This window comes from Streptomyces sp. NPDC091280, from assembly GCF_044768565.1.
Taxonomy (GTDB): domain Bacteria; phylum Actinomycetota; class Actinomycetes; order Streptomycetales; family Streptomycetaceae; genus Streptomyces.
The window spans coordinates 35,887-48,634 of record NZ_JBIVUZ010000009.1 but is presented as its reverse complement, the minus strand read 5'-3'; the positions used below and the strand labels follow the sequence as shown (position 1 = coordinate 48,634).

The 12,748-nt window shown below is 72.3% G+C and carries 12 protein-coding genes; 6 read left to right on the top strand and 6 right to left on the bottom strand.

The features are described 5' to 3' along the window. Window positions 1-56 precede the first annotated feature (56 nt). The 4 genes from ACIQPR_RS26355 to ACIQPR_RS26340 all read right to left on the bottom strand — a co-directional run bounded on the left by ACIQPR_RS26355 (window position 57) and on the right by ACIQPR_RS26340 (window position 3,530). Complete coding sequence (locus ACIQPR_RS26355) at window positions 57-431, bottom strand: RNA polymerase-binding protein RbpA (protein ID WP_003977404.1); 375 nt, start codon at window positions 429-431, stop codon at window positions 57-59. A gap of 255 nt (window positions 432-686) precedes the next feature. Next, window positions 687-2,036, bottom strand: coding sequence for an MFS transporter (locus ACIQPR_RS26350; RefSeq protein ID WP_403652817.1), 1,350 nt, complete (start codon window positions 2,034-2,036; stop codon window positions 687-689). 40 nt (window positions 2,037-2,076) lie between these two features. Continuing rightward, entirely contained in the window at window positions 2,077-2,844 is a 768-nt protein-coding gene (locus ACIQPR_RS26345) for a glycerophosphodiester phosphodiesterase (protein ID WP_403652814.1), read from the bottom strand. Beyond that, window positions 2,841-3,530 carry a YitT family protein gene (locus ACIQPR_RS26340; protein WP_403652812.1) on the bottom strand — a complete coding sequence of 230 codons (690 nt, stop codon included), beginning with the start codon at window positions 3,528-3,530 and terminating at the stop codon, window positions 2,841-2,843. Before ACIQPR_RS26340 ends, ACIQPR_RS26345 begins: the two co-directional genes overlap by 4 nt. Before the next feature lie 64 nt (window positions 3,531-3,594). Here ACIQPR_RS26340 and ACIQPR_RS26335 point away from each other — a divergent pair, with 64 nt between their 5' ends. Next, window positions 3,595-5,097: a PLP-dependent aminotransferase family protein gene (locus tag ACIQPR_RS26335; protein WP_403652809.1), complete on the top strand. Its 1,503-nt coding sequence runs from the start codon at window positions 3,595-3,597 to the stop codon at window positions 5,095-5,097. A 132-nt stretch (window positions 5,098-5,229) separates the two neighbouring features. Here ACIQPR_RS26335 and ACIQPR_RS26330 read toward each other — a convergent pair whose 3' ends face one another. Next, window positions 5,230-6,822, bottom strand: coding sequence for a hypothetical protein (locus ACIQPR_RS26330; protein WP_403652806.1), 1,593 nt, complete (start codon window positions 6,820-6,822; stop codon window positions 5,230-5,232). A gap of 34 nt (window positions 6,823-6,856) precedes the next feature. Then, window positions 6,857-7,051, bottom strand: coding sequence for a hypothetical protein (locus ACIQPR_RS26325; RefSeq protein WP_019059657.1), 195 nt, complete (start codon window positions 7,049-7,051; stop codon window positions 6,857-6,859). 256 nt (window positions 7,052-7,307) lie between these two features. Here ACIQPR_RS26325 and ACIQPR_RS26320 point away from each other — a divergent pair, with 256 nt between their 5' ends. From ACIQPR_RS26320 to ACIQPR_RS26300, 5 genes are all read left to right on the top strand, one after another. Next, complete coding sequence (locus tag ACIQPR_RS26320) at window positions 7,308-7,700, top strand: ankyrin repeat domain-containing protein (protein WP_019066472.1); 393 nt, start codon at window positions 7,308-7,310, stop codon at window positions 7,698-7,700. A 335-nt stretch (window positions 7,701-8,035) separates the two neighbouring features. Further along, complete coding sequence (locus ACIQPR_RS26315) at window positions 8,036-9,454, top strand: HEAT repeat domain-containing protein (protein WP_403652803.1); 1,419 nt, start codon at window positions 8,036-8,038, stop codon at window positions 9,452-9,454. 139 nt (window positions 9,455-9,593) lie between these two features. Continuing rightward, entirely contained in the window at window positions 9,594-10,721 is a 1,128-nt protein-coding gene (locus tag ACIQPR_RS26310; protein WP_403652800.1) for a glycosyltransferase family 4 protein, read from the top strand. After that, window positions 10,718-11,881 (top strand): glycosyltransferase, encoded by a 1,164-nt coding sequence (locus ACIQPR_RS26305; protein WP_403652797.1) that lies wholly within the window; start codon window positions 10,718-10,720, stop codon window positions 11,879-11,881. Before ACIQPR_RS26310 ends, ACIQPR_RS26305 begins: the two co-directional genes overlap by 4 nt. Then, entirely contained in the window at window positions 11,878-12,738 is an 861-nt protein-coding gene (locus ACIQPR_RS26300) for an SGNH/GDSL hydrolase family protein (RefSeq protein ID WP_403652794.1), read from the top strand. The genes ACIQPR_RS26305 and ACIQPR_RS26300 overlap by 4 nt, the downstream gene beginning before the upstream one ends. The last annotated feature ends 10 nt before the right edge of the window (window positions 12,739-12,748 follow it).

Sequence of the window (12,748 nt, the reverse complement as noted above, 5' to 3'; positions counted from 1 at the left end):
CGCTTACTTGCTTGTGCCACTTGCGTGTGCGGTAGAACCGCTCCGCACCCTCGGGGCTAGGCCGACTTGCGGCTGTCCCTCGGGTGAACCGCGATGTTCATCGCGCCGGAACGGAGAACGGCAAGACGCTCCTCAAGGACCTCTTCGAGTTCCTCGCGGGTGCGCCGCTCCATCAGCATGTCCCAGTGGGTACGCGCGGGCTTGGCCTTCTTTTCCTCAGGGCCGTCGCCGTCGACCAGGAGTGCCTGGGCCCCGCAGACCTTGCACTCCCACTCCGGCGGAATCTCCGCCTCGACCGAGAAGGGCATCTCAAAGCGATGTCCCTTCTCGCATGCGTACTCCACGGCCTGGCGGGGTGCCAGGTCGATACCGCGGTCCGTCTCGTAGCTGGTCACCACGAGGCGCGTGCCGCGAAGAGCTCGCTCACTCATGAATCGTGCCTCCCGGGCTTGTCGCCCACAGGACAGGTGTCGCTGTCGTCGTCATCCGGTCAACGTCCGGTCGGCGGTAAAGATTCCCGTACGGGGTCATGCGTCGCCGTCGTAGCCGCCCCTTGTTGTACCCACCAGCGCCCGGTTTGTCACATCTACTAGCAGATGTCACCTAGCGATTCGTCATCTTTGACGCGCAGTAACGGTACGCCAGGCAGGCCAAACGCGTACACTACCGCCCTTTCGCTCCCAGCGCTAAATCCTCTCGGGAAGAGGATTCCCCGCGTCGCCGATCGCCCGTGCCACCGGAACCCGTGCGAGCAGCACGAATCCCACGATGAAGAAGGCCACCAGGGAGATGATCGCGTCCCGATAACTTCCGGTCAGCTGGTACGTCACCCCGAACAGAAGTGGGCCCAGCCAGCTCATGCCCCGATCGCTCATCTCGTACGCCGAGAAGTACTCGGCTTCCTTGCCCGGTGGCACCAGATGCGAGAACAGGGACCGGGACAGCGCCTGGCTGCCGCCCAGGACCAGGCCGATCCCGGCGGCCAGCACGAAGAACCAGACGGGCGCGCCGGCGGGCAGGAAGTACCCGGCGGCCAGCGTCACCGTCCACGCCACCAGCGAGCCGAGAATCGTCCGCTTGGCCCCGTAGGTCCGGGCGAGTCGCCCCATCCCGAGCGCGCCCGCCACCGCCAGCACCTGGACCATCAGCACGGCCGTGATGAGCGTCGACTGACTCAGCCCCAGCTCCTCGGAGCCGTACACGGACGCCTGGGAGATCACCGTCTGGATGCCGTCGTTGTAGATCAGGTAGGCGAACAGGAAGGACAGGGTCAGCGGTTTGCCGCGCATGTCCCGCACGGTCGCCGCCAACTGCCGCCAGCCCTGCGCCACGGGCGCCTCGGACGTCGTACGGCCCCGGTCGCGCAGCCTCTTCAGCGGTACGAGGGTGAAGGCGCCCCACCAGATGCCCGCCGAGGCGAGACAGATGCGGACGGCCATCGACTCGGACAGGCCGAAGGAGTCGTGGGCGGTGAACAGGACCAGGTTCGCGACCAGGACCAGGGAGCCGGCCGCGTAGCCGAAGGCCCAGCCGCGCGAGGAGACCGCGTCGCGCTCCTCGGGCGGGGCGATCTGCGGGAGGTAGGAGTTGTACAGGACCATCGAGACGGCCACCGAGGAGTTGGCGACGATCAGCAGGAAGCCGCCCAGGAGATAGCGGTCGCCGTCCAGGAAGAACAGGCCCGTGGTGGCCGTCGCGCCCACATAGGCGGCGAGCGCCAGGAGGGGCTTCTTGCGGCCCGTGCGGTCGGCCGCCGCGCCCGCCAGCGGCATGACGAGGATCGACACGATCACGGACGCGGAGACGGTGTAGGCGAAGAAGGAGCCCGCGCGGACCGGTATCCCCAGGGGATGCACGAAACCGTCCGGGTCGGCCGCCGACTTCGCGACCGAGGTCAGATAGGGGCCCAGGAACACGGTGAGCACGCTCGTCGAGTAGACGGAGCAGGCCCAGTCGTAGAAGTACCAGCCGCGCTGTTCGCGCCGCCGCTCGGCTGCCTCGTCGGCCTCCGGTGACCGCAGGGTGTCGGTACCCACCCGTGCCCTCGCTTCCCCGTGGACGCGCCGGCCCCGGGGCTCAGGCCCAGACGCCCCGCTCCACCATGACCTCGCGCAGTGTGTCGATGTGATCGGTCATGATGCCATCCACTCCCAGGTCCAGGAGCCGGTGCATACGATCGGCCTCGTTGATGGTCCACACGTGGACCTGTACGCCACGCGCGTGTGCGGCACTCACGAAGCGGCGGTCAACCACGGGGATGCCCGACTGCTCCTCGGGCACCTGTGCGGCCACCGCCGAGCGCCGCACCGGAAGAGGCGCTCCCCAGGAGCGCAGCCGCAGGTTCAGCACCCCGCGCGTGCCGAACGACGTGGCCAGGCGCGGCCCGGCCAGATGCTGGGCGCGGACCACGCGCTTCTCGGAGAACGAGCCGACACAGACACGGTTCCAGGAGCCGGTCCGCTCCAGGAGGTCCAACAGGGGGTGCAGCGCCGGCTCCGCCTTGATGTCGACGTTCCAGCGCACCTCGGGGAAGGTCTCCAGCAGCTCCTCGAAGAGGGGCACCGGCTCCTTGCCCGCCACGCGCGCGTGGCTCACGTCCGACCAGAAGAGGTCCGCGATCCGGCCCGCGCCGTCGGTCACCCGGTCCAGGGTGTCGTCGTGGAAGGCGACGAGCTTCCCGTCCGCCGTGGCGTGGACGTCGGTCTCGATGTACCGGTAGCCCAGCTCGACCGCGCGCCGGAACTGGAACACGGTGTTCTCCAGGCCGTCCGCCGCGCCGCCCCGGTGGGCGAAGGGGATGGGGCCGGGATGGTCGAGATAGGGATGACGTATGGGCGTGGTCACCTGGGCAGTATCACCCGTTCCGGTGACCCGGTGGCTACGACCGTGCTGCCACGGGATGCCGAGGGGGCGGCGAAGACGCGAAGGAAGAACTGGGCGAGCGGGCCGATCGCCAGGGCGTAGAGCAGGGTGCCGACGCCCACCGTGCCGCCGAGCGCGAAGCCGGTGGCCACGACGGCGACCTCGATCCCCGTCCGGATCAGCCGGATGGACCGGCCGGTGAGCCGGTGCAGCCCGGTCATCAGTCCGTCGCGCGGGCCCGGTCCGAAGCTGGCGGAGATGTAGAGCCCGGTGGCGACCCCGTTGAGCAGGACGCCGGCCAGCAGCAGCGGAATCCGTACGGCCAGGCCGTGCGCGTCCGGGAGCAGGGCGAGGGTGCCGTCCATGGCCAGGCCGACCACGAACACGTTCGAGACGGTGCCGAGGCCGGGGCGCTGGCGCAGCGGGATCCACAGGAGCAGCACGGCGGCGCCCACGACGATCGACACGACGCCGATCGTCAGGCCGGTGAGTTCGGCGAGGCCCTGGTGCAGCACGTTCCAGGGCTCCAGGCCCAGGCCGGAGACCACGAGGAGCGCCGAGCTCGCGCCGTACAGCGCGAGTCCCGCGTAGAGCTGGACCAACCGTCGGCCGAGACGGTTCCGCGTGGACAAGAGGTGCCCCCTGGTGGTGGTAGTGGCCTGACGCATGACACTCTGTGGCTTGAGAACGAATGCCATCCATGGCCAATTCGGGGAAGGTGGACTGGTTTCCATGGCTCAGTGGACCTCGGCGATGGGCGCCGCACAGCTGGCACGGCTGCTCAACTCCCAGCAGGACCGCCCGGCCGGACCCGGCACCCGCCGCCCGCCCGCCTACCGGGCCCTCGCGGACGGCATCCGTCTCCTGGTGCTGGAGGGGCGTGTCCCAGTGGCCGCCCGGCTGCCCGCCGAGCGGGAGTTGGCGCTCGCGCTGTCCGTCAGCCGCACCACGGTCGCCGCCGCCTACGAGTCGCTGCGCGCCGAGGGCTTCCTGGAGTCCCGGCGCGGGGCCGGCAGCTGGACCTCCGTCCCGGCCGGAAACCCGCTCCCCGCGCGCGGGCTGGAGCCGTTGCCCCCGGAGGCCCTCGGTTCGGTGATCGACCTGGGCTGCGCCGCCCTGCAGGCGCCCGAGCCGTGGCTCACCCGGGCCGTCCAGGGCGCCCTGGAGGAACTGCCGCCGTACGCCCACACACATGGCGACTATCCGGCCGGGCTGCCCGCGCTGCGGGCGATGATCGCCGAGCGCTACACCCTGCGCGGGATCCCGACCATGCCCGAGCAGATCATGGTGACGACCGGTGCGATGGGCGCCATCGACGCCATCTGCCATCTCTTCGCCGGACGCGGTGAGCGGGTCGCCGTCGAGTCGCCCTCGTACGCCAACATCCTCCAGCTGATGCGGGAGGCGGGCGCGCGGCTGGTGCCCGTGGCGATGGCCGAGGGCCTCACCGGCTGGGACCTGGACCGCTGGCGGCAGGTGCTGCGGGACGCGGCGCCCCGGCTCGCCTACGTGGTCGCCGACTTCCACAACCCGACCGGGGCCCTGGCCGACGACGACCAGCGGCGCCAGCTCGTCGACGCGGCCCGCTCGGCCGGCACCGTGCTCGTCGCCGACGAGACGATGACCGAACTGTGGCTGGACGAGGGCGTCGAGATGCCGAGGCCCGTCTGCGGCTTCGACCCGGCCGGTTCGACCGTCATCACCGTCGGCTCCGCCAGCAAGGCCTTCTGGGCCGGCATGCGCATCGGCTGGGTGCGCGCGGCTCCGGACGTGATCCGCAGCCTGGTCGCCGCCCGCGCCTACGCCGACCTCGGCACCCCGGTGCTGGAACAGCTCGCCGTCAACTGGCTGTTCAGCACGGGCGGTTGGGAACAGGCCGTCGACATCCGGCGGACCCAGGCCCGGGAGAACCGGGACGCGCTGGTCGCGGCGGTACGGCGGGAGCTGCCCGACTGGGAGTTCGAGGTGCCCAGGGGTGGACTCACGCTGTGGGTGCGCACGGGCGGGCTGTCGGGTTCCCGGCTCGCCGAGATGGGGGAGCGGGTGGGCGTACGGGTCCCGTCCGGGCCGCGCTTCGGCGTGGACGGGGCCTTCGAGGGGTATGTGCGGCTGCCGTTCACCGTGGGCGGCGCGGTGGCCGAGGAGGCGGCGGCCCGGCTGGCCGCGGCGGCCCGGCTGGTGGAGAACGGGGTCGGCGGGGGTGGCGCCGAGTCGCCGCGGACGTTCGTGGCGTAGTCGGCGACGGGACGCGTCCGGGGCGGGTGCGTGGGTGGTGCGGGTGCGGGTGCGGGGCGGGCGATTTCTGACCGCCCGCCCCGCACCGCCCGAAGCGGACTGCCCCAAGGCGGACCGCACCGAAGCCGGCCGCTACGAAGTCTCCGCCACCACGGCCTCCACGACCGCTTCCGTCGGCACGGTCTCCGTCGCCACCGTCTCCGCCGCGTCCGCCGGAGTCGTGCGCGGCGGGAGCAGGGCCAGCACCGCCTGGCGGTCCGCGTCGCTCGTGGCGTCGTCGTAGGGGTCCGGGGTCGCCGGTACCTGGAGGCGGTGCACCGGGCCGTTGCCGAGGCGGGCGTAGCCGCGGCCGGGCGGCACCTGGGCGATCGGGGTGGTGTGCGGGGGAGCGCCGAGGACCGCCTCCAGCTGGTCGGCGGTGGCGGGGCCGAGGACGACCCGCGCGCGGGTGTGCTGTCGTACGGCGTCGCTCAGGGTGTCCGCGCTGTCGAACTGGTCGGCCACCACCACCGTCACCTGGGCCGCGCGGCCGTGCCGCAGGGGTACCTGGAGCAGTGACTGGGGGTCCTGGCGGCCGTCGGCGGCGGCCAGATGGGCGAAGGCGCTCGGGCGGTCCAGGATGATCCACAGGGGGCGCCTGGTGTCGTCCGGTGCCGGGTGGCCCGACTGGCGGGCGTGGTTCGCCGCGATCAGCCGGCGTTCCGTCTCCTGCGCGGCCCACTCCAGGCTGGCCAGCGTGCCGGTCAGCCCGCACTCGACGGCGAGGACGCCGTCCCGGCCGGTGAGACACGCGTACTCGCCGGTGCCGCCGCCCTCGACGATCAGGACGTCGCCGTACTGGAGGGCCTGGAGGGCGATGGAGCGCAGCAGGGTGGAGGTGCCGCTGCCGGGCTGGCCCATGACCAGGAGGTTCGGTTCGGTGGAGCGGATGCCGGTGCGCCAGACGACCGGGGGGACGTCGCGCTGCTCGGTGCCGTGGCTCAGCGGGAGCGTGCGGTGGACGTGGGTTGCGTCGGTGAAGCCGAGGACGGTCTCGCCGGGCGCGGTCACGAAGCGCTGGGCGGCGATGTCGGTGGGGAGCGGGGCGAGGACGCCGACCGTGAGCTGGTTGCCCTCCTCGTCCCAGTCGAAGCGGTACTCCCGGCCGCGGCCCGACTTCGCGGTGAGCAGCTGCTCGATCCGCGCGCGGGAGTCCGGCTCGCCGTCGGTGAAGTAGGCCGGGTAGCGGACGACCAGGTGGGTGATCCGGCCGGCGCCGTCGAACTCGTGGGCGGGGAAGGCCTTCTCCCAGTCGCCGCCGTGGGCGAACAGGGGTGCCGGGTCCTCGGCGGCCGAGAAGTAGGGCACCAGGGCCTCGTAGAGGGATTGCAGGCGCTTGGTCTGGGACTCGTCGGGTCCTTCGGGCGCCGGTGGGGTGCGGTCGCGGCCGTGCCATGCTGCCGCCGCCATCAGGACGATGACGGCGAGCAGCGGGCCGTACGGCACCAGTGCCACCACCAGGACCACGGAGGCCACCAGGAACAACAGTGGCCCGCGCTTGTCCTTGGGGGTGTCGGCCCATCTGCGCCGCCCGGCGGATGCCAGCCGGCGCAGACCGCGAGTGATCGTGATCAGCGGATGGAGGACGTCGGTGGCGCTGTCGGCCGCCGTCCGGGCCAGCTCCCGGCTCCGGGCGATCTGTGCGCTGCCGTTGCTCAGGATGCGGGGGAGGGGGCGCCGGGCCACTGCTGTCTCCTGGTGGTGCGTACGGGTGGTTGCGTCAGAACTTGATGCCGCCGAGGAGACTCGCCAGGCTCTCCCCGCCGGCCTTGATGCTCGGCGCGATGGCCGTGCTGGCCATGTAGAAGCCGAAGAGTGCGGCCACCAGGGCGTGCGAGGCCTTGAGGCCGTCCTTCTTGAAGAAGAGGAAGACGATGATGCCGAGAAGGACGACGCCTGACATGGACAGGATCATTTGAGCTCTCCTGGTTCGTGGGGACAGTCACCATGAGTTCTTCCAGGATCACAGGATGTATCCATACGATAAAAGGTGCAACTGGGTGAATTTCGGCGGATTTCCCTCTGATGGCGGAGCGCATTCGGGCCCTCTGAGCAGGGGTTTCACCTGTGTCGGGCCCTGTGGTGATCTTTGCCTCGGAGGGGGCCGGTCATGTGTCGGCGGAGCCAGTACGCTGGCGATTCACCCGTACTAGTGAGAGGCGGTCAGGCCGATGAGTGAAGCCCCCGACCCCGAGGTCGTGGAGCTCGCGACCAAGATCTTCGATCTGGCCCGCCAGGGCGGGACCGAGGCGCTCGTGGCGTATGTGGACGCGGGCGTTCCGGCCAACCTCACCAATGACCGCGGCGACTCCCTGGTGATGCTCGCCGCGTACCACGGGCACGCCGACGCCGTACGGGCCCTGCTGGCGCGGGGGGCCGAGGCCGACCGGATCAACGACCGGGGGCAGACGCCGCTCGCCGGAGCCGTCTTCAAGGGCGAGCAAGAGGTGATCGAAGTCCTGCTGGAAGCCGGTGCCGATCCGGCCGCGGGCACTCCGTCGGCACTCGACACGGCCCGCATGTTCGGCAAGGCCGAGCTGCTGGAGCTGTTCGGCGCGCACTGAGGTGTGAGGTCCGTCAGCCACCAGGACGGGCCTTGTGACCAGGTACGACAAGGAAAACGGGGGAAAACGGGGGAAGGCAGCACGGGGCCGCCCGAAATTTCGGTCGCGGCAGCGAGAACTGCCGGGTCATCATGACGTCGTGATTCACGGACGCGATGGCCGGGCAGGTGTTGCCGCACCGCGCGGACCGTGAGGGTCCGCTTGGGCCACCGACGAGAGGCAGAGGAAAATGGTCTACAGCAAGCAGGAAACGGCGGGCGCCCCGACGTGTTGTCACGCTGCCAGGTAGTGCACGTCCCCCGGTTGCGTCGACGCTTGATGTGAGGCTGTTTCCCATGTTCGATCCGGTCATAGCGCCCAGCGGTACGCTGCTCGGCCTGCTTCAGCGGGGCCGCGGCGACGGCACACTGCACGCGCTCACCGCCCCCCGTGCCGAGGCACTGGCTGCGCTGAACCACTGCGTGCTGCGCGACCCCCGCCACGACTGGCAGGTGGAGAACCGCTCCCTGTACTACGCCCGTCTGTACCTCGATCTCAACGGTGACCTGAGCGCCGTGGAGGCCCACCTCTTCGACGCCGAGGACGTCCTCGACACCGAGGAGTCCCGCACCGGGCTCGCCCTCGCCGTCCTCGGGCACCTCGCCTCCTACGGCAGGCGGGACGCGCTCGCGCTGCTGCGCCGGTACGCGGCCACCGGGACCAACTGGGCCTGGGCGCTGGACGAACTGGCGCTCAGGGACGACGACGCGGGCCTGCGGGCCCTCGCCGCCCCCGTGCTGGCGCGTTTCCCGGCCGATCCCGAGGGCGAGGCCGAACTGGCCACCGCCGTGCGGGACGCCTTCGAGCCCCGGCCCTGGCGGCTGTGGGCCGAGGACTCACGGGAATCGATCGCCACGCGCGTGCGTGCCGCCCAGGAAACCGGCTGCTTCGACCGCTGGCAACGGCAGCTGCGACCTACCGGGCCCCGTCCGGGGTGGAGTGTGCAAGCGGTGTTCGAATGGGCCCAACAGGGCGTCGAACGCGGAGCCGCGCTGCACGTCCCCGCCGCCCGCTGCCTCGGCGCGGTGGCCGGCCCCGAGGACCGGCCGGAGATCGTCGAGGCGGCCAAGGACGGCAGCGAGGGAGCCCGCTGCACCGCCCTGCGGTACCTCGCCGACAGCAATGACTCCGAAGCCCTCCAGCTGATCGAACAAGCGGTCGCCACCGGCTCCGCGTCCGTGGTCGACGCGGCGGTGGACGCCTTCGAACGGATGCGTTCCGTCGCCGCCGTCGACCGGGCCCGCGGCTGGGCCCGACGGCCCGATCCGCTCGGCGCCGCCGCCGGACGGATGCTCGCCTGCCGGGGCGGGGCCCAGGACAGCGACCTCGTCCTCGGCGCCCTCAGGGAGGCCGTCATGGGCGAAGGGCCCGACGCCCCCACCCTGTGGACCCTCGTCGACGGCGCCGGACGCCTCGGCATCGCCTGCGCGGCACCCGTTCTGCGCCATGTGTACCGCGAGACCGCCTCGTCCCATCTGCGCGGCCGGGCCGCCCGCGCCCTGGCCGCCACCGACCCCTCCTTCCCCACCGGCTTCGCCGTCGAATGCCTCTGGGACTGCGAGGAGACCACCCGAGAGATCGCCGCCCGGCACGCCGAGACCGGTGACGCCCGGGTCGTGGAACAGCTCCGCAGGCTCGCCGCCGACCCGGCCGAGGAAGCGGAGGTCCAGACAGCCGTCCGGAGCCGGATCGGGCCCGACGCCCCCGCAGTGTGAACACGGGATGACCCGCGGGTCAGACGGGCATGGACGCCGTCTGACCTGCTCGGGCGCGCAGCGCAACGCTCATGGGACGTTCACCGTTCGCATAGATCCACGTTGACGCGGGCACGTCCAGCACGGCGACAACACCGGTATGCGTGTCGTCATCGTGACCGAATCCTTTCCCCCCGATGTGAACGGCGTGGCCCACTGCGCGCTCCAGACCGCCCGGCACCTCGTGGATCGCGGTCATCATCCGCTCGTCGTCGCGCCGGCCACCGCGGCCGGTAGCGGGCCCGACGCCCAGTCGCCGTGCCCTGTCATCCGCATCCCCTCCCTACCGCTCCCGGGCTACCCCCAGGTCCGCGTCGCCCTCCCCAGCCGACGCGTCGCCGCGGCCATCACCGAACACCGCGCCGACATCGTGCACCTGGCCAGCCCCTTCATCCTCGGCGTCCGCGGCATGGCCGCCGCCGCCCGGCTCGGCATCCCCGCCGTGGCCGTCTACCAGACCGACCTGGCCGGATACGCCCGTACGTACGTCGGCGCCGGCGAAGCCACCGCCTGGCGGCGCATACGGTCCGTCCACGCCGCCGCAGACCGCACCCTGGCGCCCTCCAGCGCGGCCCTGGGCGACCTGGAGGCGCACGGCGTGCCCCGGGTCAGGCTCTGGGCGCGCGGCGTGGACACCGAGCGCTTCCGCCCCGAGTACCGCGACGAGACCCTGCGCCGCGAACTCGCCCCCAACGGCGAACTGATCGTCGGCTATGTCGGCCGGCTCGCCCCCGAGAAGCAGATCGAACTCCTCGCCGGAGCCTGTGGCATCGAGGGCGTCCGGGTCGTCGTGGTCGGCGACGGGCCCAGCCAGCCGCACCTCGCCGAGGCGCTGCCGGGCGCGGTCTTCCTCGGCCGGCGTACCGGCGACGAGCTCGCCCGTATCTTCGCCTCGTTGGACATATTCGTGCACACCGGACCTTTTGAGACCTTCTGTCAGACCGTCCAGGAAGCCATGGCCAGCGGCGTTCCCGTCGTCGCGCCCGCCGCCGGCGGACCGCTCGACCTGGTCGCCCACGGGCGCACCGGGTTCCTCGTCCCGCCCCGCGACGAGAACGCGGTGACGGACGCCGTACGGACCCTGGCCGCCGATCCCGCGCTGCGCGCCGAGTACGGCACCGCCGCGCGGGCCATGGTCGAGGGCCGCACCTGGGCGGCCGTCGGCGACCAGCTGATCGCGCACTACGGGGACGTCCTCGCCGCCCGCAAGGTGGTGGTGGCGGCGTGAACACCGCTGCGCTGCGGATCGTGCGGCTCGCCAACTTCGTGGCCCCCGCCTCCGGGGGGCTGCGCACCGCCCTGCGCGAGCTGGGCAAGGGCTTCAAGGAGGCCGGGCACCACCCGGTCCTCATCGTGCCCGGCGAGCGCCACAGCGACCGCGAGACCGAACAGGGCCGGGTCATCACGCTGCCCGGTCCGCTGCTCCCCGGCACCGGCGGCTACCGCGTCCTCGCCGACAAGCGGCGGGTGGCCCACCTCCTGGAACAGCTCGCCCCCGACCGCCTGGAGGTGTCCGACCGTACGACCCTGCGCTGGACCGGCAAATGGGCCAGGCGGGCCCGGGTCCCCGCCGTGATGGTCTCCCACGAGACCGCCGACGGCGTCCTGCGCACCTGGGGCCTGTCCGAGAACATGTCCCGGCGCACTGCCGACGCCCTCAACGTCCGTACGGCGCACACCTACGCGCGCGTGGTGTGCACCACCGAGTTCGCCGAGCGGGAGTTCGTCCGCATCGGCGCCCGCAATGTCGTACGGGCTCCGCTGGGCGTCGACCTGGTGGGGCGCACCCCGGCGCTGCGGGACCCGGTGGTGCGCGCGGAGTACGCGCGCGTGGACCAGGTTCTGCTGGTGACCTGCACCCGGCTCTCCGTGGAGAAGCGGCCCGGTACCGCGCTCGACGCCCTGGAGTCGCTGGTACGGCGCGGGCGGCGGGCGGTCCTCGTGGTCGCGGGCGACGGGCCGCTGCGGGCCCGGCTCGAACAGCGGGCGCGGGAGCGCGGGCTGCCGGTCACCTTCCTGGGGCACGTCTCCGACCGGCGGCTGCTCGGCGCGCTCCAGGCCTCCGCCGACGTGTGCCTGGCACCCGGGCCCGCCGAGACCTTCGGGCTCGCCGCCCTGGAGGCGATGGCCTGCGGCACGCCCGTGGTGGCCAGCGCCTCGTCCGCGCTGCCCGAGGTCATCGGCTCCGCGGGCGCCACGGCCGCGGACAACGGGCGGGCCTTCGCGGACGCCGTGGACATGCTGCTGGAGCGCTCCGAGCCGGAGCGGCGGGAGATCGCACGCGCGCGTGCCGAGTGTTTCGGCTGGGACACGGCGGTCGACGCCTTCCTCGCCGCGCACGACGCGGACGTCCCGGTACGGCGCTTCGTGCCCGGAGGCGTGGCATGAGCACGGTCCGTTTCGTCGCCCTCGGTGACTCGCTCACCGAGGGCGTGGGCGATCCCGTCGACGGGGCCTGGCGCGGCTGGGCCGCGCTGCTCGCCGACGGGCTGGTCCAACAGCCCCAAGACACCGTGGAGTTCACGAACCTGGCGGTCAGCGGGGCACAGTCGCGGGACGTCCTGGAACGGCAGACCCCGGCCGGGCTCGCCCTGCGCCCGGACGTCGTGTCCGTAGTCATAGGCGTCAACGACACCCTGCGCTGCACCTTCGACATCCAGGCCCTGGCCGCCCGGCTCGACAAGGTCTACGCCGCCTTCACGGCACAGGGCGCGGTCCTGCTGACGGCCTGTCTGCCCGACCCGGGAGCGATGCTCGGCCTCCCGGGCGCGCTGGCCCGCCCGCTGGCCAGGCGGCAGCGCGCCGTGAACACGGTGGTGCACGCGCTCTCCGAACGCTACGGCGCCGTGCATCTGCATGCCGCCGAGGGCGAGTGGATCATGGACCGCGCGATCTGGAGCGCGGACCGGCTGCACCCCGGAGAGCGCGGCCACCGTCAACTGGCGCTGCGGTTCCACGCGTTGCTCGCCGAGGAGGGCGTGGCCACGGGGGCCGCACCCTCGCCCGAGCCCGAGTTCCCGGTGCCCACCAAGTCGGCCAGCCTGTGGTGGCTGGCGACAGCGGGCACCGGCTGGGTGGCCCGCCGCTGCACCGACCTGCTGCCGCAGCTCCTGAGGCTGGCCGCCGACGAGATGCGCCACCGCGCGCGGGGCACCAGCGCCCGGCTCGACCTGAGCGCGTCCCACGCGGTGTCGGCGGCGCTGGCCGCCCTCACGGTGGGGGAGCAGCGGCCGGACGCCGCGTAGGGCCCCACGG

Excerpts from the sequence above, each read along its gene's own strand:
- ACIQPR_RS26310 (WP_403652800.1), top strand. The coding sequence starts at position 9,594 with ATGCGTGTCGTCATCGTGACCGAATCCTTTCCCCCCGATGTGAACGGC.
- ACIQPR_RS26300 (WP_403652794.1), top strand. The coding sequence starts at position 11,878 with ATGAGCACGGTCCGTTTCGTCGCCCTCGGTGACTCGCTCACCGAGGGC.
- ACIQPR_RS26320 (WP_019066472.1), top strand. The coding sequence starts at position 7,308 with ATGAGTGAAGCCCCCGACCCCGAGGTCGTGGAGCTCGCGACCAAGATC.
- ACIQPR_RS26315 (WP_403652803.1), top strand. The coding sequence starts at position 8,036 with ATGTTCGATCCGGTCATAGCGCCCAGCGGTACGCTGCTCGGCCTGCTT.
- ACIQPR_RS26355 (WP_003977404.1), bottom strand. The coding sequence starts at position 431 with ATGAGTGAGCGAGCTCTTCGCGGCACGCGCCTCGTGGTGACCAGCTAC.
- ACIQPR_RS26340 (WP_403652812.1), bottom strand. The coding sequence starts at position 3,530 with ATGCGTCAGGCCACTACCACCACCAGGGGGCACCTCTTGTCCACGCGG.
- ACIQPR_RS26335 (WP_403652809.1), top strand. The coding sequence starts at position 3,595 with ATGGCTCAGTGGACCTCGGCGATGGGCGCCGCACAGCTGGCACGGCTG.
- ACIQPR_RS26325 (WP_019059657.1), bottom strand. The coding sequence starts at position 7,051 with ATGATCCTGTCCATGTCAGGCGTCGTCCTTCTCGGCATCATCGTCTTC.